General features: G+C 72.4%; 19 protein-coding genes and 1 tRNA gene. 16 read left to right on the forward strand and 4 right to left on the reverse strand.

What is annotated here, in order from left to right:
• Window positions 1–195 precede the first annotated feature (195 nt).
• Entirely contained in the window at window positions 196–3,018 is a 2,823-nt protein-coding gene (locus tag ACZ7GJ_RS36655; protein ID WP_470758124.1) for a penicillin acylase family protein, read from the forward strand.
• Here the strand turns inward: ACZ7GJ_RS36655 and ACZ7GJ_RS36660 are convergent.
• Window positions 3,015–3,635 carry a 5-formyltetrahydrofolate cyclo-ligase gene (locus ACZ7GJ_RS36660; protein ID WP_470758126.1) on the reverse strand — a complete coding sequence of 207 codons (621 nt, stop codon included), beginning with the start codon at window positions 3,633–3,635 and terminating at the stop codon, window positions 3,015–3,017. The two genes, ACZ7GJ_RS36655 and ACZ7GJ_RS36660, sit on opposite strands and share 4 nt — an antisense overlap.
• A 94-nt stretch (window positions 3,636–3,729) precedes the next feature.
• Between ACZ7GJ_RS36660 and galU the strand changes: the two genes are divergently transcribed.
• From galU to ACZ7GJ_RS36700, 8 genes are all read left to right on the forward strand, one after another.
• The gene (gene galU, locus ACZ7GJ_RS36665; protein ID WP_365916804.1) at window positions 3,730–4,632 is read left to right on the forward strand and encodes a UTP--glucose-1-phosphate uridylyltransferase GalU; all 903 of its coding nucleotides are present in this window, start codon (window positions 3,730–3,732) and stop codon (window positions 4,630–4,632) included.
• 4 nt (window positions 4,633–4,636) lie between these two features.
• Window positions 4,637–5,965 (forward strand): molybdotransferase-like divisome protein Glp, encoded by a 1,329-nt coding sequence (glp, locus tag ACZ7GJ_RS36670; protein ID WP_470758128.1) that lies wholly within the window; start codon window positions 4,637–4,639, stop codon window positions 5,963–5,965.
• 72 nt (window positions 5,966–6,037) lie between these two features.
• Window positions 6,038–6,517: a cyclic pyranopterin monophosphate synthase MoaC gene (moaC, locus tag ACZ7GJ_RS36675; protein WP_470758130.1), complete on the forward strand. Its 480-nt coding sequence runs from the start codon at window positions 6,038–6,040 to the stop codon at window positions 6,515–6,517.
• Window positions 6,514–7,131: a MogA/MoaB family molybdenum cofactor biosynthesis protein gene (locus ACZ7GJ_RS36680; protein WP_470758132.1), complete on the forward strand. Its 618-nt coding sequence runs from the start codon at window positions 6,514–6,516 to the stop codon at window positions 7,129–7,131. Before moaC ends, ACZ7GJ_RS36680 begins: the two co-directional genes overlap by 4 nt.
• Before the next feature lie 17 nt (window positions 7,132–7,148).
• Complete coding sequence (locus ACZ7GJ_RS36685) at window positions 7,149–7,757, forward strand: GNAT family N-acetyltransferase (RefSeq protein WP_470758134.1); 609 nt, start codon at window positions 7,149–7,151, stop codon at window positions 7,755–7,757.
• Window positions 7,758–7,915: 158 nt separating this feature from the next.
• Complete coding sequence (gene sepX / locus ACZ7GJ_RS36690) at window positions 7,916–8,926, forward strand: divisome protein SepX/GlpR (protein ID WP_365916795.1); 1,011 nt, start codon at window positions 7,916–7,918, stop codon at window positions 8,924–8,926.
• Between the two features lie 78 nt (window positions 8,927–9,004).
• Window positions 9,005–9,078, forward strand: a tRNA-Ala gene (locus tag ACZ7GJ_RS36695).
• Between the two features lie 115 nt (window positions 9,079–9,193).
• Window positions 9,194–10,513 (forward strand): CoA transferase, encoded by a 1,320-nt coding sequence (locus ACZ7GJ_RS36700; protein WP_470758136.1) that lies wholly within the window; start codon window positions 9,194–9,196, stop codon window positions 10,511–10,513.
• A 49-nt stretch (window positions 10,514–10,562) separates the two neighbouring features.
• On the opposite strand, the gene ACZ7GJ_RS36705 is transcribed toward ACZ7GJ_RS36700, so the two are convergent.
• Window positions 10,563–11,060 (reverse strand): GNAT family N-acetyltransferase, encoded by a 498-nt coding sequence (locus ACZ7GJ_RS36705; protein WP_470758138.1) that lies wholly within the window; start codon window positions 11,058–11,060, stop codon window positions 10,563–10,565.
• Window positions 11,061–11,098: 38 nt separating this feature from the next.
• Here ACZ7GJ_RS36705 and ACZ7GJ_RS36710 point away from each other — a divergent pair, with 38 nt between their 5' ends.
• Window positions 11,099–11,902, forward strand: coding sequence for an exodeoxyribonuclease III (locus ACZ7GJ_RS36710; RefSeq protein WP_470758140.1), 804 nt, complete (start codon window positions 11,099–11,101; stop codon window positions 11,900–11,902).
• Here ACZ7GJ_RS36710 and ACZ7GJ_RS36715 read toward each other — a convergent pair.
• Window positions 11,884–12,540: a MerR family transcriptional regulator gene (locus ACZ7GJ_RS36715; RefSeq protein WP_470758141.1), complete on the reverse strand. Its 657-nt coding sequence runs from the start codon at window positions 12,538–12,540 to the stop codon at window positions 11,884–11,886. The two genes, ACZ7GJ_RS36710 and ACZ7GJ_RS36715, sit on opposite strands and share 19 nt — an antisense overlap.
• 210 nt (window positions 12,541–12,750) lie before the next feature.
• Here ACZ7GJ_RS36715 and ACZ7GJ_RS36720 point away from each other — a divergent pair, with 210 nt between their 5' ends.
• The 4 genes from ACZ7GJ_RS36720 to ACZ7GJ_RS36735 all read left to right on the forward strand — a co-directional run bounded on the left by ACZ7GJ_RS36720 (window position 12,751) and on the right by ACZ7GJ_RS36735 (window position 16,393).
• Window positions 12,751–14,340 (forward strand): flavin-containing monooxygenase, encoded by a 1,590-nt coding sequence (locus ACZ7GJ_RS36720; RefSeq protein WP_470758156.1) that lies wholly within the window; start codon window positions 12,751–12,753, stop codon window positions 14,338–14,340.
• Window positions 14,337–15,263: an alpha/beta fold hydrolase gene (locus ACZ7GJ_RS36725; RefSeq protein ID WP_470758143.1), complete on the forward strand. Its 927-nt coding sequence runs from the start codon at window positions 14,337–14,339 to the stop codon at window positions 15,261–15,263. Before ACZ7GJ_RS36720 ends, ACZ7GJ_RS36725 begins: the two co-directional genes overlap by 4 nt.
• Window positions 15,260–16,144, forward strand: coding sequence for an SDR family oxidoreductase (locus tag ACZ7GJ_RS36730; protein WP_470758145.1), 885 nt, complete (start codon window positions 15,260–15,262; stop codon window positions 16,142–16,144). Before ACZ7GJ_RS36725 ends, ACZ7GJ_RS36730 begins: the two co-directional genes overlap by 4 nt.
• A 75-nt stretch (window positions 16,145–16,219) precedes the next feature.
• The gene (locus ACZ7GJ_RS36735) at window positions 16,220–16,393 is read left to right on the forward strand and encodes a hypothetical protein (RefSeq protein ID WP_470758147.1); all 174 of its coding nucleotides are present in this window, start codon (window positions 16,220–16,222) and stop codon (window positions 16,391–16,393) included.
• Between the two features lie 64 nt (window positions 16,394–16,457).
• Here ACZ7GJ_RS36735 and ACZ7GJ_RS36740 read toward each other — a convergent pair whose 3' ends face one another.
• A complete protein-coding gene (locus ACZ7GJ_RS36740; protein ID WP_470758149.1) occupies window positions 16,458–19,742 on the reverse strand; it encodes a S41 family peptidase in 3,285 nt (1,094 codons plus the stop codon).
• Between the two features lie 175 nt (window positions 19,743–19,917).
• Here ACZ7GJ_RS36740 and ACZ7GJ_RS36745 point away from each other — a divergent pair, with 175 nt between their 5' ends.
• Both ACZ7GJ_RS36745 and ACZ7GJ_RS36750 read left to right on the forward strand, forming a co-directional pair.
• Complete coding sequence (locus ACZ7GJ_RS36745) at window positions 19,918–20,508, forward strand: TetR/AcrR family transcriptional regulator (protein WP_470758151.1); 591 nt, start codon at window positions 19,918–19,920, stop codon at window positions 20,506–20,508.
• Window positions 20,509–20,620: 112 nt separating this feature from the next.
• Window positions 20,621–22,816 carry an MMPL family transporter gene (locus ACZ7GJ_RS36750; protein ID WP_470758153.1) on the forward strand — a complete coding sequence of 732 codons (2,196 nt, stop codon included), beginning with the start codon at window positions 20,621–20,623 and terminating at the stop codon, window positions 22,814–22,816.
• Window positions 22,817–22,935: the final 119 nt, after the last annotated feature.

Genomic DNA, 22,935 nt, shown 5'->3' on the forward strand with positions numbered 1-22,935 from the left:
CCCGGCGGCACATTCGGCAAGTACTTCGTTACCTTACCTAATCTTTGACGCTCTCTTTACGCGATAACCACATTGTGAAACGGCTGTTCGAGCCTGGCACGGGCAGCTCGACCCCTGGCGGATCAACGAACCCGGTCCTGCGCCTATGGTTGCTCCCAGCACTCCCAGGACCACCCTGCCCCTCTAAGGACAGCGATGCCCGCCAACGAAACCGCCCCTTCCGTCAAGAAGAAGGGACGACGCGCCCGTCTGATCGTGCTCGTGCTGGTCCTGGCGCTCGTCGCGGGCCTCGGCTACGGGGCGTACTGGAGCCTGGACAGCCTGCGCGCCTCGTTCCCCCAGACGACCGGCTCCCTCAAGGTCCCCGGCCTGACCGGGACCGTGGACGTCAAGCGCGACTCCCACGGCATTCCGCAGCTCTACGCCGACAGCGACGAGGACCTCTTCCGCGCCCAGGGCTTCGTCCACGCGCAGGACCGGTTCTGGGAGATGGACGTACGCCGCCACATGACCTCGGGGCGGCTGTCCGAGATGTTCGGCTCCGGCCAGGTCGAGACCGACGCCTTCCTGCGCACGCTGGGCTGGCGCCAGGTCGCGCAGCAGGAGTACGACACCAAGCTCTCCCCGGAGACGAAGAAGTACCTGCAGGCCTACGCCGACGGGGTCAACGCGTACCTGAAGGGGAAGTCCGGCAAGGACCTCTCCGTCGAGCACGCCGCCCTCAAGCTCACCGAGAGCTACGAGCCCGAGCAGTGGACCCCGGTCGACTCGGTGGCCTGGCTCAAGGCGATGGCCTGGGACCTGCGCGGCAACATGCAGGACGAGATCGACCGCGCGCTGATGGCGGGCAAGCTCTCGCAGGCGCAGATCGACGACCTGTACCCGCCGTACCCCTACGACCGGAACAAGCCGATCGTCGAGGGCGGCAGGACCGAGGGCGGCAAGTACACCCCCCAGCCCACCGGCTCCGGCTCCAACCCGGCCGCCCAGGGTGGCAGGAACGGCGCCCCGGTCTCCACCGAGAGCGGTCTCGCCGGCAACGCCACCGCCCAGGGCGCGGCCGTGGGCCTGCGCACGCAGATGAGCGCCCTCGCCGACACCCTGGACCAGATCCCCGCGATCCTCGGCCCCAACGGCAGCGGCATCGGATCGAACTCCTGGGTGATCTCCGGCAAGTACACGACCACCGGCAAGCCGCTGCTCGCGAACGACCCGCACCTCTCCCCGCAGCTGCCCTCGGTCTGGTACCAGATGGGCCTGCACTGCCGGACCGCCTCGGCCCAGTGCCAGTACGACGTCAGCGGCTTCACCTTCTCCGGCATGCCGGGCGTGGTCATCGGCCACAACGCCGACATCGCCTGGGGCATGACCAACCTCGGCGCCGACGTCACCGACCTCTACCTGGAGCAGGTCAAGCCCGAGGGCTACGTCTACGACAACAAGGTGCTCCCCTTCACCACCCGTGAAGAGGAGATCAAGGTCGCCGGCGGCAACAGCAAGAAGATCACCGTCCGCACCACCAACAACGGCCCGCTGATCTCCGACCGCAGCGAGGAGCTCGCCACGGCCGGCGCCCGCGCCCCCGTCGCCAGCTCCGCCCCCGACCGCGGGGACGGCTACGCCGTCGCCCTGCGCTGGACGGCGCTGGACCCCGGCAAGTCGATGGACGCGGTCTTCAAGATCAACCGGGCCAAGGACTTCAACAGCTTCCGCGCCGCCGCCCGCGACTTCGAGGTCCCGTCGCAGAACCTGATCTACGCCGACAACAAGGGCGCGACCGGCAACATCGGCTACCAGGCCCCGGGCCGCATCCCGATCCGCACCACGGGCGACGGCCGGATGCCGGCCCCCGGCTGGGACTCCAAGTACGCCTGGAAGGGCGGCAAGGACGGCAACGCCGGTTACGTCCCGCAGGAAGAGATGCCCTGGGACCTGAACCCGGCGCGCGGCTACATCGTCACCGCCAACCAGGCCGTCGCGGAGCCCGGCACCGGCCCGGGCAAGTACCCGTACCTGCTGACCACCGACTGGGGCTACGGCGCCCGCAGCCAGCGGATCAACGACCTCATCGAGGCGAAGATCAAGGACAGCGGCAAGATCTCCACCGACGACATGCGCACCATGCAGATGGACAACAGCAGCGAGATCGCCGCGCTGCTGACCCCGATGCTGGCCAAGATCGAGGTCTCGGACCCGGACGTGCGGTCCGCGCAGAAGCTCCTGGAGGGCTGGAACTACACCCAGGAGCCCGACTCGGCGGCCGCCGCCTACTTCAACGCGGTCTGGCGCAACATCCTCAAGCTGTCCTTCGGCGACAAGATGCCCAAGGAACTGCGCATCGAGGGCAGCTGCATGAACGTCCTGGGCAACGGCACCGGACCCGCCGACGACCTCGCCAAGACCGTCCGCGAATGCGGCACCCGCGGCCCCGACTCGGCGCAGCCCGACGGCGGCGACCGCTGGTTCGAGGTGGTCCGCCGGCTGGTCAAGGACGAGAAGTCGCCGTGGTGGAGCTCGCCCAAGAAGGGCCTGACCGTACCGGCCACCACGACCCGCGACGAGCTCTTCGCCCGGGCCATGGAGGACGCCCGCTGGGAGCTGACCGCCAAGCTCGGCAAGGACCAGTCCACCTGGAGCTGGGGCCGGCTGCACCAGCTGACGCTGAAGAACCAGACCATCGGCACCGAGGGCCCCGGCTTCATGCAGTGGCTCCTCAACCGCGGCCCCTGGAACCTCGGCGGCGGCGAGGCCACCGTCAACGCGACCGGCTGGAACGCCTCCAGCGGGTACGCGGTCACCTGGGTCCCGTCGATGCGGATGGTCGTCAACCTCAACGACCTCGACAAGTCCCGCTGGATCAACCTGACGGGCGCCTCGGGGCACGCGTACCACGACCACTACACGGACCAGACGACCATGTGGGCCAAGGGCGAGCTGCTGGACTGGCCCTTCGGCAAGGACGCGGTCGACAAGGCGACGACCGAGACGCTGACCCTCAAGCCGGCCGACGCGAACTAGCCGAAGCGCACCACCCCCGACGGGGTGGCCACCGCCTGGACGGGGTGGTCGTGCGGTTCCTCCGGGACCCGCGCGACCACCTCTTCGTCGTAGAGGAGCACCACCAGCGCGGGGTGCGCCCCGGCCCGCTCCAGCCGCTCCAGCACCCGGTCGTACGAGCCCCCGCCGCGGCCGAGCCGCATCCCGCGCCCGTCCACGGCGAGCCCGGGCAGCAGCACGGCGTCGGCGCCGGTCACCGCGTCCGGCCCCAGCCGCGGGCCGGCCGGCTCCAGCAGCCGCATCTTCCCCGGGTGCGCGGTCTCGGCGAGGCTGCCCGGGCCCTCGTACGCCGCCCAGTCGAGGTCGTTGTCGGGCAGCAGCACGGGCAGCAGCACCCGCTTCCCGGCATCGCGCAGCGCGTCCAGCAGCTCGTGCGTCCCGGGTTCGCCGCCAACGGAGACGTACGCCGCCACCGTGCGGGCGCCGGCCAGCTCCGGCAGCGCGAGGGCGGAGCGGGAGAGCGCGCGGGCCGACGTACGGCGGGCGTCGTCGGACAAGGAGCGGCGGGCGGCGAGGAGTTCCCGGCGCAGCTCCGCCTTGGCACCGGGCGTGGGACGGGTGGGGCGGTTCTCTACCACAGCTCTTTCACAGTTCCTTCCATACAGGCTTCAACCTGGACTTATTCACCTGAATCTCATGGGGCAGTCCTGACGACCGACTATCGTTCTGCCCATGACTCAGTTGCACCCCGTGATCAAAAAGGCTGTCATTCCGGCGGCCGGCCTCGGCACCCGCTTCCTCCCGGCGACCAAGGCCACCCCCAAGGAAATGCTCCCGGTCGTGGACAAGCCGGCCATCCAGTACGTGGTCGAGGAAGCAGTCTCGGCCGGTCTGGACGACGTCCTGATGATCACAGGCCGTAACAAGCGTGCTCTGGAAGACCACTTCGACCGCAACTACGAGCTCGAGTCCGCGCTCATCGCCAAGGGCGACGACGACCGTCTGAAGAAGGTCCAGGAGTCCAGCGACCTGGCCACCATGCACTACGTCCGCCAGGGCGACCCGCGGGGCCTCGGCCACGCGGTGCTGTGCGCCGAGCCGCACGTCGGTGCCGAGCCCTTCGCCGTCCTGCTCGGCGACGACCTCATCGACCCGCGCGACCCGCTGCTGCGCCAGATGTGCGAGATCCAGCAGCGCACCGGCGGCACCGTCGTCGCGCTCATGGAGGTCGACCCGGCCCAGGTGCACCTCTACGGCTGCGCCGCCGTCGAGGCCACGGACGAGACGGACGTCGTCCGGATCACCGGTCTCGTCGAGAAGCCGGACGCGGCCGACGCGCCCAGCAACTACGCGGTCATCGGGCGCTATGTCCTCAACCCCGCGATCTTCGACATACTGCGTGAGACCGAGCCGGGCCGCGGTGGGGAGATCCAGCTCACCGACGCCCTGCAGAAGCTTGCCGCGGACGAGACCGTCGGCGGCCCGGTGCACGGCGTGGTCTTCCGGGGCCGGCGCTACGACACCGGAGACCGCGGGGACTACCTGCGGGCCATCGTCCGCCTCGCGTGCGAGCGTGAGGACCTGGGCCCGGACTTCCGCACCTGGCTTCACCGTTACGTCACGGAGGAGATGTAGGACCTTGAGCAGTTCCGCACCGCAGGACACTGGCCAGCACCGACTGTGGTCCGTGGACGAGCACCTCGCGGACGTCCTCGCCGCCGTCCGGCCGCTGGAGCCCATCGAGCTCCAGCTGCTCGACGCCCAGGGCTGTGTCCTGGTCGAGGACGTCACCGTGCCCGTCGCCCTCCCGCCCTTCGACAACAGCTCCATGGACGGCTACGCCGTCCGCACGGCCGATGTCCAGGGCGCGAGCGAGGAGTTCCCCGCGGTGCTGACGGTCATCGGGGACATCGCGGCGGGCAGTGGTGGGCTACCCGGTGGCGGCGCAGTCGGCCCCGGCCAGGCCGCCCGCATCATGACCGGCGCCCCACTGCCGCCCGGCGCCGAAGCCGTCGTACCGGTCGAGTGGACCGACGGCGGTACGGGCGGCGGCGCGGCCTCGGGGATGACCCCCGCCAGCGCCGCCCCCGAGGGCGCGGCCGGCGAGGTACGGGTGCACCGCCCCGCCGAGGCGCGGGCGCACGTCCGGGCGCGCGGCAGCGACGTACAGGCCGGGGACCTCGCGCTGGCCGCGGGCACCGTGCTGGGCCCGCCGCAGATCGCGCTGCTCGCCGCCATCGGGCGGGGCGCCGTACGGGTGCGGCCGCGCCCGCGCGTCGTCGTCATGTCCACCGGCAGCGAGCTGGTCCAGCCGGGCGAGACGCTGAGCGCCGGGGAGATCTACGACTCCAACAGCTTCGCGCTGGCCGCGGCCGCGCGGGACGCCGGGGCCATCGCCTACCGCGTCGGCGCCGTCGCGGACGACGCCGACACCCTGCGCGCCACCATCGAGGACCAGCTGATCCGCGCGGACCTGCTGGTGACCACGGGCGGCGTCAGCGTCGGCGCGTACGACGTGGTCAAGGAGGCGCTCACCGCGGTCGACGGCGGCGGGATCGACTTCCGCAAGCTCGCCATGCAGCCCGGCAAGCCGCAGGGCTTCGGCACCATCGGCCCCGACCACACCCCGCTGCTGGCCCTGCCCGGCAACCCGGTCTCCTCCTACGTCTCCTTCGAGCTGTTCGTGCGCCCCGCGATCCGGGCGCTCATGGGCCTGCCGCAGTCCGAGGTCAGCCGGCCGAGCGTGCGCGCGGTGCTCAAGGCGGACAAGGCGATGGGCTCCCCGGCGGGCCGCCGGCAGTTCCTGCGCGGCAAGTACGACGCCGAGAGCGGCACGGTCAGCCCGGTCGGCGGTTCCGGCTCGCACCTGATCGCCGCGCTGGCGCACGCCGACTCGCTGATGGTCGTACCGGAGGACGTCACCTCGGTGGAGCCGGGGACCGAGCTGGAAGTGGTCCTGATCGGCTGACGCCCGGCGGATGCGGGTAGCGTGTGTCGCACCACACAGGCCCTCGCGGGGCCCAGAGCGGAGCGGCACAGCATGAGTACCGAGAGCAGGCTCACCCACATCGACGAGGCCGGCGCGGCCCGGATGGTCGACGTCTCCGAGAAGGCCGTCACCACGCGCACGGCGCGGGCCAGCGGACGGGTACTCGTCTCCGCACGGGTGATCGAACTGCTGCGCGGCGAGGGCGTCCCCAAGGGCGATGCCCTCGCCACCGCGCGGATCGCCGGGATCATGGGTGCGAAGCGGACCCCCGACCTGATCCCGCTGTGCCACCCGCTGGCCGTGTCCGGTGTGAAGGTGGACCTGTCGGTCGTGGACGACGCCGTGGAGATCCTCGCCACCGTGAAGACGTCCGACCGTACGGGCGTCGAGATGGAGGCGCTGACCGCCGTCGCCGTCGCCGGGCTCACCGTGATCGACATGGTGAAGGCCGTCGACAAGGGTGCGGTCATCACGGACGTGCGCGTGGAGGAGAAGACGGGCGGCAAGTCCGGCGACTGGGCGCGCTCGTGAACGCCCCCCGCGGCGGCGAGGTCCACAGCCACGCCCACGCCGGTGCGGCTTCGCCCGCCACAGGTGAGGCCTGGGCGGCGCACGCCCCCGGGGCCGGCGCCCCGGCCCAGCTGCGCGCCCTGGTGGTCACGGCCTCGAACCGAGCCTCCAAGGGCGTCTACGCCGACCGCGGCGGCCCGGTGCTCGCCGAGGGGCTGGGCGCGCTCGGCTTCGCGGTGGACGGCCCGCGCGTCGTACCCGACGGGGATCCCGTCGAGGAGGCGCTGCGCGAGGGCGTGGCCGCCGGGTACGACGTCATCCTCACCACTGGCGGCACCGGCATCTCGCCGACCGACCGCACCCCGGACGCCACCGCGCGGGTGCTGGACTACGAGATCCCGGGCATCCCGCAGGCCGTCCGCGCCGAGTCCCTGGCGAAGGTGCCGACCGCGGCGCTGTCCCGGGGCCTCGCGGGCGTGGCCGGGCACACCCTGATCGTGAACCTCCCGGGCTCGACGGGCGGGGTCCGCGACGGCCTCGCCGTGCTCTCCCGCGTCCTGCTGCACGCCGTGGACCAGATCCGGGGTGGCGACCACCCCGTACCCCCTGGCAGACATTCCGGGAGCCCGAGCTGAACGGCCCTTCCTGGCCGGTGGTGCTGACGGACGGCGATGTCACGCTCCGGCCGATAAAGCTGCGGGACCAGGCCGCCTGGCGCGAGGTCAACCGCCGCAACCGCGACTGGCTCCGGCCGTGGGAGGCGACGATCCCGCCGCCCGCGCCCTGGGGTCCGGTGATCCAGCGGCCCACGTACCGCCAGATGGTCCGCCATCTGAGGGCGGAGGCGAACGCGGGGCGCATGCTCCCCTTCGTCATCGAGTACCAGGGCAGGCTCGTCGGCCAGCTGACGGTCGCCGGGATCACCTGGGGCTCGATGTGCGCGGGCCACGTCGGCTACTGGGTGGACCGGGAGGTGGCGGGCCGCGGGGTGATGCCCACCGCGGTCGCGCTGGCCGTGGACCACTGCTTCGCGAAGGTGGGCCTGCACCGGATGGAGGTGTGCATCCGCCCGGAGAACGGGCCGAGCCGGCGGGTCGTGGAGAAGCTCGGCTTCCGCGAGGAGGGGCTGCGGCCGCGCTATCTGCACATCGACGGCGCGTGGCGCGACCACCTCGTGTACGCGCTCACGGCGGAGGAGGTGCCGGAGGGGCTGCTGCGCCGCTGGCACCGCGACCGGCACACGAACTCGCCGCCCAAATGAAAAAGCGAATACCTGTTCGAATTTGAGCGTTCGAGAACCGATTCGCCCATAACTTGATCCGAAGAATCACAAAAAAAGTCCGTGATATCAGCCGGATCGTGCGACACACCGGCTCAATTGGCGGATTCCCTCGGCCGCGCCCCTCTACGGTGTGAGGTGTGAGCAGCAGCGGCCTCATCTACGCAGTCATTGTCGGGGCCTGGGCCGCCTACTTGGTGCCCATGTGGCTCCGGAGGCAGGACGAGCTGAACGAAGCCCGTCCGACGGAACGCTTCTCCACTGCCATCCGGCTGCTGTCCGGCCGGGCGGGAATGGAGCGCCGTTACGCCAAGGGACTGCGCGGGCGCGGTGACGAAGAGGCGCAGCCCCAGCCCCCCGCGGACCCGGACGCCGCGACGGAGACGGTGAATTCCGTCGACGCCGACGCCCGGGCCATTGCCGTGCCCCCGACCAGGGCGGAGCCGAGATCGGCCGCGTCCGAGCGGGCGGACCGGGCGGAACGGGCCCGGCGCGAGCAGCGTCTCCAGGTGCTCGCGCGCCGTCGGCGCACCACCGCGCTCCTCTTCCTGATCTTCACGCTCGGCGCCGTCGCGGCGGCCGTCGGCGGCTTGCAGTACCTCTGGGCCCCGGCCGTGCCCGCGGTACTGCTGAGCGCCTACATCGTGCACCTGCGGGTCCAGGAGCGCAGGCGCTACGAGTTCACCATGGACCGGCGGCGCGCCGAGGCGGCCGCCCGCCAGCTGCGCGAGAACCGCCCGCGCCGGCGGGAGCCCGAGGCCGAGGCCGGCGCCGAACCGGACCCCGCGCCACCGGTCTCCCCGCAGGAGGCCGGGCGCCGCGCGCTGGTCGAGCAGACCGACCACGCCGAGTGGGTGGACCAGCAGCGCGAACGCGGCCGCGGCCCGGCCCGCGGTGACAGCTGGGAGCCGGTACCGGTCCCGCTGCCGACGTACGTGACGGCCCCGGTCGCCCCGCGCGCCACCGGCCCCGCGGCCCCAGACGCCTGGAGCGCGGCCCGCTCCAGCACGGCGGAGCCGACGGAACCCCGTCTGCGTGCCCAGCCGCACCCCCAGCAGCCCCCGTCCCGCCCCCGCACCCGCGACGCGGCCCGTACGCCGCTGTTCGACCAGTACGAGGGCGAGGACCGCCCCCGCGCGGCGAACGAGTGATCGGTGACCTGCGCGGACGCTCCCGACTATCGGTTTTGGAGCACCCGCGCGGGGATGCTAATGTTTCACACGTCGCAAGGGCCTGTGGCGCAGTCTGGTAGCGCACCTCGTTCGCATCGAGGGGGTCTGGGGTTCAAATCCCCACAGGTCCACAGACGACAGTTCGCGAGTAGCTCTCGCGAACGTCACGAGATCCCGTCCGGTCGGAAGACCGGGCGGGATCTCTGCGTTTGCGGCACCGGACAACTCTCCGCCCAGAATGGGCCCATGACGGATCACGACGGTGGGACCGCGCAGGCCTGGGCCGCGTTGGGCGGGGCGGACGAGATGGTGGGGCGGGTGTCCTACCGGGGTGGGAGCGGGCTCGGTGAGGGGCCGCTGCCCGTGCGGGAGTTGGCGCGGGCGACCGTCGGTGTGTGCGCCCTGGCCGCGGCGGAGCTGGCCGCGGTGCGCAGCGGGGGCGGGGCGCGGGACGCGGCCCCGGTGGTGGTCGACGAAGGGGCCGTCGCGACGGCCTTCGTCAGCGAGCGGCACCTGCGGGTCGGGGGACGGGCGCCGGTGAACTTCGCCCCGCTGTCGGGGTTCTGGCGGGCGGCCGACGGGTGGGTGCGCACGCACGCGAACTACCCGCACCACGCGGCCGCCCTGGTGGGGGCGTTGGGAGTGCCCGCCACCCCGGAGGCGGTCGCGGACGCGGTGGCGGCGCGGCCGGCCGTGGAGGTGCAGGAGGCGGTGTACGCGGCCGGCGGGCTCGCCGTCGCGGTCGCCGCCGGGTACGGGGAGCCGCAGCCGCTGGTGGAGACGCACGTGGGGGAGGGGCGCGGCCGCGTCCTGGGCCCGGCCGCGCTTCCGGCCGCAGGGGTGCGCGTGCTGGACCTGACGCGGGTCATCGCCGGGCCGGTGGCCACGCGGACCCTCGGGCTGCTCGGCGCGGACGTGCTGCGGATCGACTCGCCGGGGCTGCCGGAGGCGGACGACGCGTACGCGGACACCGGGTTCGGGAAGCGCTCCGCGCTGCTGGACCTGGCCGACGGGGCGGACCGGGCCGTCTTCGAGGGGCTGCTGGCCGAGGCGGACGTGGTGGTGACGGGGTACCGGCCGGGGGCGCTGGAGCGGTACGGGCTCGGGGCGCGGGAGCTGCTGGCGCGCCGGCCCGGGCTGGTGGTGGCGGAGCTGTGCGCGTGGGGGTGGCGCGGGGAGTGGGCCGGGCGGCGCGGCTTCGACTCGCTGGTGCAGGCCGGGTACGGCGTGGCGGCCCGGTACGCGGGCCCGGACGGGGCGCCGGGCGCGCTGCCGGCGCAGGCCCTCGACCACGGTACGGGCTACCTGGTGGCGGCCGGGGTGCTGAGGGCCCTCGCCGAGGGGGGCGGGCGCTCCCTGCGGTACTCCCTCGCCGGGACGGCGTCGTGGCTCGTGCGGGAGGTCCCGGGGGCGGGCGCGGCCGAGTCGGGGTACGCGGCGGAGCCGTGGCTCCGGGAGGTGGAGTCCGGGTACGGCGCGCTGCGGTACGCCGCCTCGCCGGTGCCCTTCGGGGAGTGGGGGCGGGGTCCGTCCCGCTGGGGGTCGGACCCCGCTGCCTGGCTCTGACCCCGCTGCCCGGCTCTGACCCCGGCGCCGAGCGGTGCGGGCGGTCGCGTCAGGAGGGCAGCAGCGGCTTGGCCATGCAGCGGCTGGAGTCGTAGAGGCGGTAGTAGCCGAACTTCGGGGCCGCCGTGTAGCCCTCGGAGAGGTAGAGGGCTATCGCCTCCGGCTGCTGGTCGCCCGTTTCCAGGGCCATCCGCAGCCGGCCCGCCGCGCGGGCGTCGGCTTCGAGCTCCGCGAGGATCCGGCGGGCCAGGCCCCGGCCGCGGGCCTCCGGGACGACGTACATGCGCTTCAGCTCGGCGTCGCCGTCCGAGTAGCCCTCCTCGTTCGCCTCCTGGCTGCGCCAGCCGCCGCTGGCTATCGGGGCGCCGTCGGCGTCGTAGGCGAGGAGGTAGAGGCCGTTCGGCGGGGCGAACATCGCCGGGTCGAGGAATGTGACATCGCCCTCGCCGTCGTAGCGCACCTGGTACTCGAGCTGGACCTGGTCGTTGAGTTTCACCGCGTCGGGGTGGTCGTACGGCACGGCGCGGAGCTGGATCCCGTGAGACATTCGAATATCGTACGGAACCCTCCCGCTATGGTGCAGGGATGCTCACTGTGACCTCCGTGAATGTGAATGGGATCCGCGCCGCCGCCAAGAAGGGCTTCGTGGAGTGGCTCGACGGATCCGACGCCGACGTCGTCTGCCTGCAGGAAGTGCGGGCCGAGGAGGGCCAGATCCCGGCGGAGGCCAGGGAGCCCGAGGGCTGGCACACCGTGTTCGCACCGGCCGCCGCCAAGGGGCGCGCCGGGGTCGCGCTCTACACGCGGCGGGCGCCCGAGCGGGTGCAGGTCGGATTCGGGAGCGATGAGTTCGACTCCTCCGGCCGGTACATCGAGGTGGACCTGCCCGGTGTGACCGTGGCGAGCCTCTACCTGCCGTCCGGGGAGGCCGGGACCGAGAAGCAGGACGAGAAGTACCGGTTCATGGGGGAGTTCCTGACCTACCTGACGCAGCTGAAGGCGCGGGCCGCCGCCGACGGGCGGGAGGTCGTGGTGTGCGGGGACTGGAACATCTGCCACCAGGAGGCCGACCTCAAGAACTGGAAGACGAACCGCAAGAACGCCGGCTTCCTGCCCGAGGAGCGGGAGTGGCTGGGCACGGTGTACTCCGACGCCGGATACGTGGACGTGGTGCGCGAGCTGCACCCGGACACCGAGGGGCCGTACTCCTGGTGGTCCTACCGCGGGCGCGCCTTCGACAACGACGCCGGGTGGCGCATCGACCTCCAGGTCGCGACCCCGGGGCTGGCCGGAAAGGCCGTGAAGGCCTTCGTCGAGCGGGCCGAGACGCACCCCGAGCGGTGGTCCGACCACGCCCCGGTGACGGTGGTCTACGAGCTCGGCTCCTGAGCGGACGGCTTGTGGAGGCGGTCCATCGCCATGCTGAGCTCGGCCTCGACCACGCTCTTGGCCAGCGGGCGCAGCCGGGGCAGGGCCTCCTCCCCGAGGTGGGCGGAGATGAGCTCGGAGAACAGGGCCGCCATCGCGTCGGCGTGCTCGCGGACCCGGCGGCCCGTCTCCAGTACGGCGGACAGCGGGACGCCCTCGCGGACGAGCGCCGAGGAGACGTCGAGCAGCCGGCGGCTGACGTGGACGATCTCCTCGCCGTCGGTGGCGAGGTAGCCGAGGTCCAGGGAGGCCGCCAGGTTCTCCGGGGTGACCTCGCCCTCGAAGTAGTCGGCGAGGGCCTCCGGCGACAGGCGGACCGGGGTCTCCTCCGACCAGCCGATGCCGAGCAGTTCGCCGAGCTGGCTGACGTCGCGGCCGTTCTCGAAGGCGGCGGTCAGCTCGGCGATGCCGCCGAGGGTGTGGCCGCGCTCCAGCAGTGCGGCGATGGTGCGCAGCCGGGCCAGGTGGTGGTCGTCGTACCAGGCGATGCGGCCTTCGCGGCGCGGCGGCGGCAGCAGCTTGCGCTCGCGGTAGAAGCGCAGGGTGCGCACGGGTATTCCGGCCGCCTCGGCCAGTTCCTCCGTCCGGTATTCGCGCACTGTGCTCCTCGGTCCGGTCCGGTTTTCCGCCACATGCGCAGCCTAGGGCGTACCCGCAGTAACTTTCCGGGCACGACCCCTACCCATGGGTACGGGGCTGCTCTACTCTCCCGATTGTGCCAGTAATTGCTGGCAGCGTTACGGGTGTGGCTGGGCTGGGCTGGACTGCGGAAGCGGAAGGCGGCGGGCATGAGCGGCATGGGCGGTGGCATGGACGGGCGCGAGCACGTACGGGTGGCGGTGATCGGGTCCGGATTCGGCGGACTGGGCGCGGCCGTACGGCTGCGGCGCGAGGGGATCACGGACTTCGTCGTACTGGAACGGGCCGACTCCGTCGGCGGGACCTGGCGCGACAACAGCTACCCCGGGTGCGCGTGCGACGTCCCCTCGCACCTGTACTCGTTCTCCTTCGCGCCCAACCCCGACTGGCCCCGGACCTTCTCCGGGCAGCCGGCCATCCGGGAGTACCTGGAGCACGTCGCCGACACCTTCGGGCTGCGCCCGCACATCCGGCTGAACCACGAGGTCCGGATGATGCGCTGGGACGCGGACCAGCTGAGGTGGGAGATCGAGACCTCGGGCGGGGAGTTCACCGCCGACGTCGTCGTCTCCGCCACCGGGCCCCTGTCCGACCCGAAGATGCCGGAGGTCCCCGGGCTCGCCGGATTCCCCGGCAAGGTCTTCCACTCGGCCCGCTGGGACCACGACTACGACCTGCGCGGCAAGCGCGTCGCCATGATCGGCACCGGCGCCTCCGCCATCCAGATCGTGCCCGCCATCGCGCCCGAGGTGGAGCGGCTCACGCTCTTCCAGCGGACCCCGCCGTGGGTGATGCCGCGCACCGACCGGGCCATCACCGCCATCGAGCGCTGGCTGCACCGCCAGCTGCCCTTCACCCGGGCGGCGCGCCGCGGGCTGCTGTGGGGCATCCGGGAACTCCAGGTCAGCGCCTTCACCAAGCGGCCGAACCAGCTCGGGCTCATAGAGTCGCTGGCCAAGGCGAACATGGCGCGCTCCATCAAGGACCCGGCGCTGCGGGCCAAGCTGACGCCCTCGTACCGGATCGGCTGCAAGCGCATCCTGCTCTCCAGCGAGTACTACCCCGCGCTGGCCCGGCCGGACGTGGACCTGGTCGCCTCCGGGCTGAAGGAGATCCGCGGATCGGTGCTGGTCGCGGCCGACGGGACCGAGACCGAGGTCGACGCGATCATCTTCGGCACCGGCTTCCACGTCACGGACATGCCGATCGCCGACCGGGTGGTGGGCGCGGAGGGCAAGACCCTCGCGGACGTGTGGAAGGACGGGATGCAGTCGCTGCGCGGGGCGACGGCGGCCGGCTTCCCGAACTGGATGACGATCATCGGGCCGAACACCGGGCTCGGGAACAGCTCGATGATCCTCATGATCGAGTCCCAGCTGAACTACATGGCCGACTACATGAGGCAGCTCGACGTCCTCGGCGGCCGGGTCGCGCTCGCGGCCAGGCCCTCGGCCGTCAACACCTGGAACCGCAGGGTCCAGGACCGGATGGAGCGGACCGTGTGGAACACCGGCGGCTGCACCAGCTGGTACCTGGACGGGCAGGGCCGCAACACCACGGTCTGGCCGGGGACCACCGGCGAGTTCCGCCGCGAGACGCGGAGCGTGGACCTGGGCGAGTACGAGGTCGTGCGCCTGCGGGAGCGCGACCGCGAGCGGGTCCCGGCCGCGGCGAAGGCCGGACGCACCGCCAAGGCCGCGGCCGCGTCGGCCGCCGCCGCTCCCGCGTCGGGCTCCGGCGCCGAGGAGGGCGCCGCGTGAGCCGCCTGACGCACGTCACCGCCGGGCCGTACGCGCCCGTGGCCGCCCGGCGGGAGCTCGTCGCCACCTCCGCCGACGGTGCCCGGCTGCACGTCGAGGTGCACGGGGAGGAGGGCGCGCCGGCCGTGGTGCTGGCGCACGGCTGGACCTGCTCCACCGCCTTCTGGGCCGCGCAGATACGGGCCCTGTCGGGCACCCACCGGGTCATCGCCTACGACCAGCGCGGCCACGGCCGCAGCCCGGCGGCGACCGCGTACAGCACCACCGCCCTCGCCGACGACCTCGTCGCCGTCCTGCGCGCCACCCTCGCCCCCGGTGAGCGGGCCGTGGTCGCGGGGCACTCCATGGGCGGCATGACGATCATGGCCGCCGCCGGGCGGCCGGAGTTCGCCGAGCGCGCCGCGGCCGTGCTGCTGTGCAGCACCGGCAGCAGTGCGCTGGTCGAGGAGTCGCTGGTCCTGCCGGTCCGCGCCGGGCGGGCGCGGACCCGTATCACCGGCGCGATCCTGGGAAGCCGCGCCCCGCTCGGCCCCGTGACGCCCGTGGCCAGGAAGGTGCTGAAGTACGCCACCATGGGCCCCGGCTCCGCGCCCGAGAAGGTCGAGGCCTGCGCCCGTATCGTGCACGCCTGCCCCACCGGGGTCCGCCACGCGTGGTCGCGGGTGCTGGCCGGGCTGGACCTGGACGCGAACCTGGCCGAGCTCACCGCGCCCACCGCCGTCATCGGCGGCAAGAACGACCGCCTGACCCCCATCGTGCACGCCCGGGCCCTGGCCGCCGCGCTGCCCAACTGCGTGGGGCTCACCGAGCTGACGGGCATGGGGCACATGACCCCGATCGAGGCCCCGGAGGCCGTCACCAACGCCGTGCGGGAACTCGCCGGCTCCTACCTGCCCGCCCCCGAGAAGGAGAAGACGCCGTGAGTGCTCGCAGCAGTCTGGAAGGCCAGGTCGCCGTCGTCACCGGCGCCGCCCGCGGCGTCGGCGAGCTGCTCGCCCGCAAGCTCTCCGCGCGCGGAGCGAAGATCGCCCTGGTGGGCCTGGAGCCGGAGGCGCTCAAGGAGGTCTCCGAGCGGCTGCACACCGACAGCGACCACTGGTACGCCGACGTCACCGACCACGAGGCCATGGCCCGCGTCGCGCAGGAGGTCAAACAGCGGTTCGGCAAGGTGGACATCGTCGTCGCCAACGCGGGCGTGGCCGCCGGCGGGCCGTTCGCCGACTCCGACCCCGACGCCTGGCGCCGCGTGATCGAGGTCAACCTCATCGGCGGGGCCGTCACCGGCCGGGCCTTCCTGCCCGTACTGATGGAGAGCCGCGGCTACTTCCTGCAGATCGCCTCGCTCGCCGCGATCACCCCGGCGCCGATGATGACCGCGTACTGCGCGTCCAAGTCGGGCGTCGAGGCCTTCGCGCACTGCCTGCGCGCCGAGGTCGGCTACAAGGGGGTCAAGGTGGGCGTCGGCTACCTCTCCTGGACCGACACCGACATGGTGCGCGGCGCCGACCAGGACGAGGTCATGCGGGAGCTGCGCCAGCGGCTGCCGTGGCCGTCCAACCGCACGTACCCGCTGGGCCCGGCCGTCGACCGGATCGTGGCGGGCATCGAGCGGCGCTCGCCGCACGTGTACGCGCAATGGTGGCTGCGCGGGATGCAAGGGGTGCGCGGGTACCTCCCGGGGATCATCGCGACGGTCGGACAGCGCGAGATGAAGCGGTTCGAGCCGCGACTGGCCGGTGTCTCCAAGGGACTTGTGGGGGCGGGCGGGGCCGCGGACGAGCAGGACCGCAGCCGCCGCGGCTAGCCGTAATGCGAGGAATGTCGGGCCGTGCCAGGCTGGTCCGTGCCACGCCCCGACACCCTTCCAGGAGGCAACAGCATGGGTCTCAAGGACCAGTTCCAGGAAAAGGCGAAGCAGCTCGCGGAGCAGGCCAGGGCCAGGACGCAAGGCGCCCAGGACGAGGCCTCGGAGCGTTCCCCGCAGGTCGAGCAGGATGTGAAGGCGCAGACCCAGCGGGCCCGTGACGCCTTCGACGACAACTTCGACAAGTAACCGGCAGCCGTTCCAGGGGCGCGACCCGTGCCGTTCCACGGATCGCGCCCCTTGTCCGTGCCCGCTACCTCGGCGGCAGCTTCGGGCGCCGCCGGTCCGGTACGTCCGTGTACCCAGGCGGTTGCAGGGCCGGGTCCTGCTCCAGCAGTTCCAGCGCCAGGTGCACCGCGTCGTCGAGCTGGGCGTGGCGCCCCTCCGCCCAGTCGAGCGGGGTGCGCAGGATCGCCAGGTCCGGCTCCACGCCGTGGTTCTCCACCGACCACCCGTACTCCGGGAACCACGCCGCGTTCATCGGCACCGTGATCACCGTGCCGTCTCCGAGGGTGTGCCGGCCGGTCATGCCGACCACCCCGCCCCAGGTGCGCTGGCCGACCACCGGGCCGAGCCCCAGCAGCTTGAAGGCCGCGGTGATCATGTCCCCGTCGGAGGAGGTCGCCTCGTCGGCCAGCGCCACGATCGGGCCCCGGGGCGCGTTCGAGGCGTACGAGACCGGCTGGGCGTTGCGGGTCAGGTCCCAGCCGAGGATCGTGCGGGTCAGCTTCTCCACCACCAGCTCGCTGATGTGCCCGCCCGCGTTGCCGCGTACGTCCACGATCAGGGCCGGCCGGGACATCTCCATCCGCAGGTCGCGGTTGAACTGCGCCCAGCCCGAGCCGCCCATGTCGGGGATGTGCAGGTAGCCGCACCGGCCGCCGCTGATCTCCCGGACCACCGCGCGCCGTTTGGACACCCAGTCCTGGTAGCGCAGCGGCCGCTCGTCGATCAGCGGTACGACCGCCACCCGCCGGGCCCGGCCCTCGCCCTCCGCGGGCTCGAAGGTGAGCTCCACCGTGGTGCCGCCGGCCGCCGAGAGCAGCGGGTAGGGCCCGGTGACCGGGTCCACCGGCCGGCCGTCCACGTGGGTCAGGACCGCGCCCTCGCGGATGCCGGTGCCGGCGAGCGGGGAGCGGGCCTTGGAGTCGGAGGACTCGCCGGGCAGGATCCGGGCGACGACCCAGGCCCCGTCCCGGGGGACCAGGTTGGCGCCGAGCAGCCCGATGGCCCGCTGGTAGTGCGGGGGGCCCTCGTTGCGGCGCGCGGGGGAGACGTAGGCGTGCGAGGTGCCCAGCTCGCCGAGCACCTCGCGCATCAGGTCGGCGAACTCGTCGGGGGAGGCGACCCGTTCGACCAGGGGGCGGTACTGGCGCAGCACCCCGTCCCAGTCGATGCCGCACATGTCCGGCGCCCAGAAGTACGCGCGGATGATCCGCCCGGCCTCCTCGAAGGCCTGGCGCCACTCGGCCGCCGGGTCCACCTCGTGCAGGATCCGCCGCAGGTCCAGGTAGACGGTGGAGTCGCTGTCGCCCGACTCGGTCGCGGGGACCGCCCGTAGGTCGCCGTCGTCGTTCACCACGAGCCGGGTCCCGTCGCCGCTGACCGCGAACCAGTCCAGGCCGGAGGCCAGTTCGGTCTTGCGGGCCTTGGTGATGTCGAAGTGCTCCAGCGTCGGCTTGCCGCTGGTGTCGGCCGGGTTGGCGAAGGTCTCGCCGAGCGCGCCGGAGATGGGCCAGCGCAGCCACACCAGCCCGCCGCCGCTCACCGGGTACAGGGCCGAGTACTTCGACGCGGAGACCGGGAAGGGGGTGACCCGGCTCTCCAGCCCCTCCACCTCCACGGTCACCGCTCCGTCGCCGGTGTCGGAGTCCCCCTCGGCCGGGTCGAGCCCGCCCGCCGCCGGGCGGCCGTCGGGCGAGAAGGCGAACGGCGAGGGGGTCGCCGAGGAGAGCGGCACGAGGTACGGGCGGCAGCCCAGCGGGAAGGACAGGTCGCCGGTGTGCACGTCGTAGACCGGGTCGAAACCGCGCCACGACAGGAAGGCGAGGTAGCGGCCGTCACGGGTGAAGACCGGGCTCTCGTCCTCGAAGCGGCCGTTGGTGACGTCCACGATCGCCCGCGGGCCGGGGCCGGAGATCCGGACCATCTTGATCTGCCGCAGCGAGCGCCCGACGCCCGGGTGGGACCAGGTCAGCCAGGTTCCGTCGGGCGAGAACGCCAGGTCGGTGACCGGCCCGTTGATGGACCGGATCAGCTCGGTGACCTCCCCGTCGGACTCCTCGGACGCGTCGATGAGCAGCAGCCGCCCGTCGTTGGAGGCGATGGCGAGCCGTTCGCCGTCCGGGTCCGACAGCAGCTCCAGTACGCGTCCCAGCTCGCCCGAGGCCAGCCGGCGCGGCTCCCGCTCCCCGGAGGCCCGCGGCAGGTAGGCGATCTCGATCGCGTCCTCGCCCTCCGCGTCCGTCACGTACGCCACCTGCCCGCCGCTGCCGAGCATCTCGGGCAGCCGTACCCGCACGCCCGGGGTGTCGGCGATGGTCCGGGCGGGGCCGTCGCGGTGCGTCAGCCAGTACAGGCTGCCGCGTACGACGACGGCGCTGGCCCGTCCGGTGGCGTCGACGGACAGCGAGTCGACGTGGCTGGCGGCCGGCACCTGGTAGGTGCGCCGGCCCGCGCGGGGTCCGCCGAGGCGGACGTCGAGCTTGCGCGGGACGCTGTCGGCCGCGAGGGAGTCGACGAGCCAGACGTCCCCGGCGCACTGGTAGACGATCCGGGAGCCGTCGCTGGAGGCGTGCCGGGCGTAGAACTCCTCGTGGTCGGTGTGCCGGCGCAGATCGGTCCCGTCGGGCAGGCAGGAGTAGAGGTTGCCGATGCCCTCGTGGTCGGAGAGGAAGGCGATCCGGCCGCCGACGAACATCGGCGAGTCGAGGTGGCCCTCCAGGCCCTCCAGCAGCCTCTGGCCGTGCAGCCACAGGCGGCCGGTGGCGCCGCCGCGGTAGCGCTTCCAGGCGGCGGGCTCGTGCGGGGGCTTGCCGGTCAGCAGCAGCGTACGCCGCTCGCTGCCGGGCCCGTCGGTCTCGTGGACGGCGATGTCGGAGACCGGGCCCCAGGGGAGCCGGCCGCCGGGGGAGCCGTCGGTCGGCAGGCTGTAGGCCCAGGAGAAGTAGGAGAAGGGCTGGCCCTGTGAGGAGACGGCCAGGATGTCGCTGCGGCCGTCCTCGTCGGGCGGGGTCCAGCCGCAGACGCGGGTGTCGGTGGCGCCCCAGTGGCTCAGCTGGCGGGCCGGGCCGCCGTCCACGGGGGCGAGGTGGATCTCGGGGTCGAGGCTGCGCCAGGTGGTGAAGGCGATGTGCCGGCCGTCGGGGGAGAAACGGGGATGGCTGACCCGGGTCCGGTCGACGGTGACCCGCCAGGCCCGGCCGACCGGATCTCCAGGGGGAACCAAGGGCGCCACCCAAAGATCGTCCTCGGTGGCGAAACACAGCAGGTCGTCGTGCAGGTGCGGGAACCGGAGGTACGCGACGTCGTGACTCACCCCCCAATGCTTTCCGCGCCAAGGGGGGCTGGCAACTCGTACAGGTGATCCATGGTGACCCACGCCACTGCGTGGAGCGAAACGGAACGGTTTCGTTCCCCTGGGTCCCGGGGTATCGTCTTATCCGTACGAAACAGTTTCGTCTCGATGAGCGTGCCGGAAGGGAGATGCCGAAATGGCCGAAGAAGTCGCGTCGCGCCGCACCCGGATCACCCCCGAGCGGGAGGCCGAACTCCACGGGGCGGTCCTCGACCTCCTGCGCGAGGTCGGCTACGAGGCGCTGACCATGGATGCGGTCGCCGCCCGTACGAAGTCCAGCAAGGCCACCCTCTACCGCCAGTGGGGGAGCAAGCCCGAGCTGGTCGCCCGAGCCCTGCGGTGCACCCAGCCGGTCTCCCTGCGGGAGATCGACACGGGCAGCCTGCGCGGGGACTTCGCGCTCATGATCGAACACTCCGACGACGACCAGATGGCGAAGGACACCGCGCTGATGCGGGGTCTGGCCCACGCGGTCCATGAGAGCCCGGAGCTCCACAAGGCGCTGCGGGACCTACTGGTCGACCCGGAGATCACCGGCCTGCAGGTGATGCTGCAGAGGGCCGTGGACCGGGGCGAGATCGCCCCGGACTGTCCGGCCCTGGCCTTCGTGCCGCACATGCTCATCGGGGCGTTCATCGCGCTTCCGCTGATCGAGGACCGGTCCGTCGACCGGTGTTTCCTCGGTGACTTCATCGACGCCGTGGTCTTCCCCGCCCTCGGCGTCTGAACTCCCGCACGCGCTTTCCCGCTGTTCCTGCTGTTCCTGACACGCCGCTCTCGTCGTCGGACCGGCTTCTGCCCTGATCCCATCCCACGACCCGAACGGGAGAACCACCGACGTGGCCACCTTCCTCTACAGACTCGGCAGGGGCGCCTTCCGGCGCCGCCGTCTCGTCGCCCTCGTCTGGGTGGCGCTGCTGTTCGCCGCCGGCTTCGGCGCGGCGTCGGCGTCCGCCCCCACCTCCGGCTCGTTCTCGATACCCGGCACGGAGGCCCAGAAGGCCTTCGACCTGCTGGACCAGCGCTTCCCGGGGATGGCCGCCGACGGCGCCACCGCCCGAATAGTCATCAAGGCCCCGGCGGGCGAGAAGGTCGACTCACCGGCCGTCAAGGACCGGGTCAACAAGATCGTCTCCGAGCTGCGGGACGGCCCGGGCAAGGAGCAGGTCGCCTCGGTCGCCGACCCGTACGAGGCCCAGGCCGTCAGCCAGGACGGCTCCACCGCCTACGTGAGCGTCAAGTACACGGTCAGCGGCATGGAGCTCAAGGACGAGACGCGCGAGACGCTCAAGGACTCGGGCAACGAGGCCAAGGACTCCGGCCTCACCGTCGAGATCGGCGGCGACGCCCTGATGGCGGCCCCCGAGACGGGCTCCGGCGAGATCATCGGCATCGCCGTCGCCGCGATCGTCCTCGTCATCACCTTCGGCTCGCTGATCGCGGCCGGACTGCCGCTGCTGACCGCGCTGATCGGCGTGGGCATCGGTGTCTCCTCGATCACCGCGCTGGCCAACGTGCTGGACCTCGGCTCCACCACCTCCACCCTCGCGATGATGATCGGCCTCGCGGTCGGCATCGACTACGCCCTCTTCATCGTCTCCCGCTACCGCGCGGAGCTCGCCGAGGGCCGCGAGCGTGACGAGGCCGCGGGCCGGGCCGCCGGAACCGCCGGCTCCGCCGTCGTCTTCGCCGGTCTGACCGTGGTCATCGCCCTGGTGGGCCTGGCCGTCGTCAACATCCCGATGCTGACCAAGATGGGCTTCGCGGCCGCGGGCACCGTGGTCATCGCCGTCCTGGTGGCCCTGACGCTGGTTCCGGCCATCCTCGGGTTCGCGGGCAAGAAGGTCCTGCCCGCCGGTACGAAGAGCAAGCTGTTCGGCAAGGGCAAGCCGGCCGGCGCCGGGGACCGGCCCAACGGCGGCACCCGCTGGGCCCGCTTCGTCCTGCGCCGCCCGATCATGGTCCTGCTGGCCGGCGTGATCGGCCTCGGCGCCATCGCGATCCCGGCGAGCAAGCTGGAGATGGGCCTGCCGGACGACGGCGCCCAGCCGGTCTCCACCACGCAGCGCCAGGCGTACGACCTGCTGTCCGCGGGCTTCGGCCCGGGCTTCAACGGCCCGCTGATGGTGGTCGTGGACGGCAACAAGGAGCTCGCCGACAAGACGGCCGACCGGATCAAGGCTCTGGAAGGCGTCGTCGCGGTCACCCCGCCGACCGTCAACAAGGACGCCGACGCGGCCGTGATCACGGTCATCCCGAAGGACCGCCCGTCCTCCGTCGAGACCGAGAACCTGGTCCACAAGATCCGCGAGGGCAACGGGGACGAGGTCCTCGTCACCGGCGCGACCGCGATGAACATCGACTTCTCGCAGAAGATGAACGACGCGCTGCTGCCCTACCTGGCACTCGTCGTGGGCCTCGCCTTCCTGCTGCTGATGCTCGTCTTCCGCTCGATCCTGGTCCCGCTCAAGGCGGCCCTCGGCTTCCTGCTCTCGGTGGTCGCCGCCCTCGGCGCCGTCGTCGCGGTCTTCCAGTGGGGCTGGCTCGGCTCGCTCTTCGGAGTGGAGCAGACCGGTCCGATCATGTCGATGATGCCGATCTTCATGGTGGGCGTGGTCTTCGGTCTGGCCATGGACTACGAGGTCTTCCTCGTCACCCGCATGCGCGAGGCGTACGTCCACGGCGAGCGTCCGGGGCAGGCCGTCGTGACCGGCTTCCAGTACAGCGCCCGGGTGGTCGTGGCCGCCGCCGTCATCATGATCGCCGTGTTCTCCGGCTTCATGGGCGCCAGCGACCAGATGGTGAAGATGATCGGCTTCGGCCTGGCCATCGCCGTCTTCTTCGACGCCTTCGTCGTCCGGATGGCCATCGTCCCGGCCGTGCTCGCACTGCTCGGCCACAAGGCCTGGTGGCTGCCGAAGTGGCTGGACCGGATCCTGCCGAACGTGGACGTGGAGGGTGAGAGCCTGCGCAAGCACCTCGACGCCTCCTCCCCGCAGGACCCGGACAAGGACCGCGAGCTCGCGAACGTCTGATCGCACGACCGCATCACCGCACGGCGGCGGGGGGGGGGGGGGGGGGGGGGGGGGGGGGGGGGGGGGGGGGGGGGGGGGGGGGGGGGGGGGGGGGGGGGGGGGGGGGGGGGGGGGGGGGG

It is taken from the genome of Streptomyces sp. NPDC037242 (assembly GCF_055604165.1).

Bases quoted from the DNA above. Each gene is read 5' to 3' on its own strand.
- galU (WP_365916804.1), top strand. From the start codon at position 3,730: ATGACTCAGTTGCACCCCGTGATCAAAAAGGCTGTCATTCCGGCGGCC.
- ACZ7GJ_RS36735 (WP_470758147.1), top strand. From the start codon at position 16,220: ATGGGTCTCAAGGACCAGTTCCAGGAAAAGGCGAAGCAGCTCGCGGAG.
- ACZ7GJ_RS36720 (WP_470758156.1), top strand. From the start codon at position 12,751: ATGGACGGGCGCGAGCACGTACGGGTGGCGGTGATCGGGTCCGGATTC.
- ACZ7GJ_RS36655 (WP_470758124.1), top strand. From the start codon at position 196: ATGCCCGCCAACGAAACCGCCCCTTCCGTCAAGAAGAAGGGACGACGC.
- moaC (WP_470758130.1), top strand. From the start codon at position 6,038: ATGAGTACCGAGAGCAGGCTCACCCACATCGACGAGGCCGGCGCGGCC.
- ACZ7GJ_RS36745 (WP_470758151.1), top strand. From the start codon at position 19,918: ATGGCCGAAGAAGTCGCGTCGCGCCGCACCCGGATCACCCCCGAGCGG.
- ACZ7GJ_RS36705 (WP_470758138.1), bottom strand. From the start codon at position 11,060: ATGTCTCACGGGATCCAGCTCCGCGCCGTGCCGTACGACCACCCCGAC.
- ACZ7GJ_RS36700 (WP_470758136.1), top strand. From the start codon at position 9,194: ATGACGGATCACGACGGTGGGACCGCGCAGGCCTGGGCCGCGTTGGGC.
- ACZ7GJ_RS36710 (WP_470758140.1), top strand. From the start codon at position 11,099: ATGCTCACTGTGACCTCCGTGAATGTGAATGGGATCCGCGCCGCCGCC.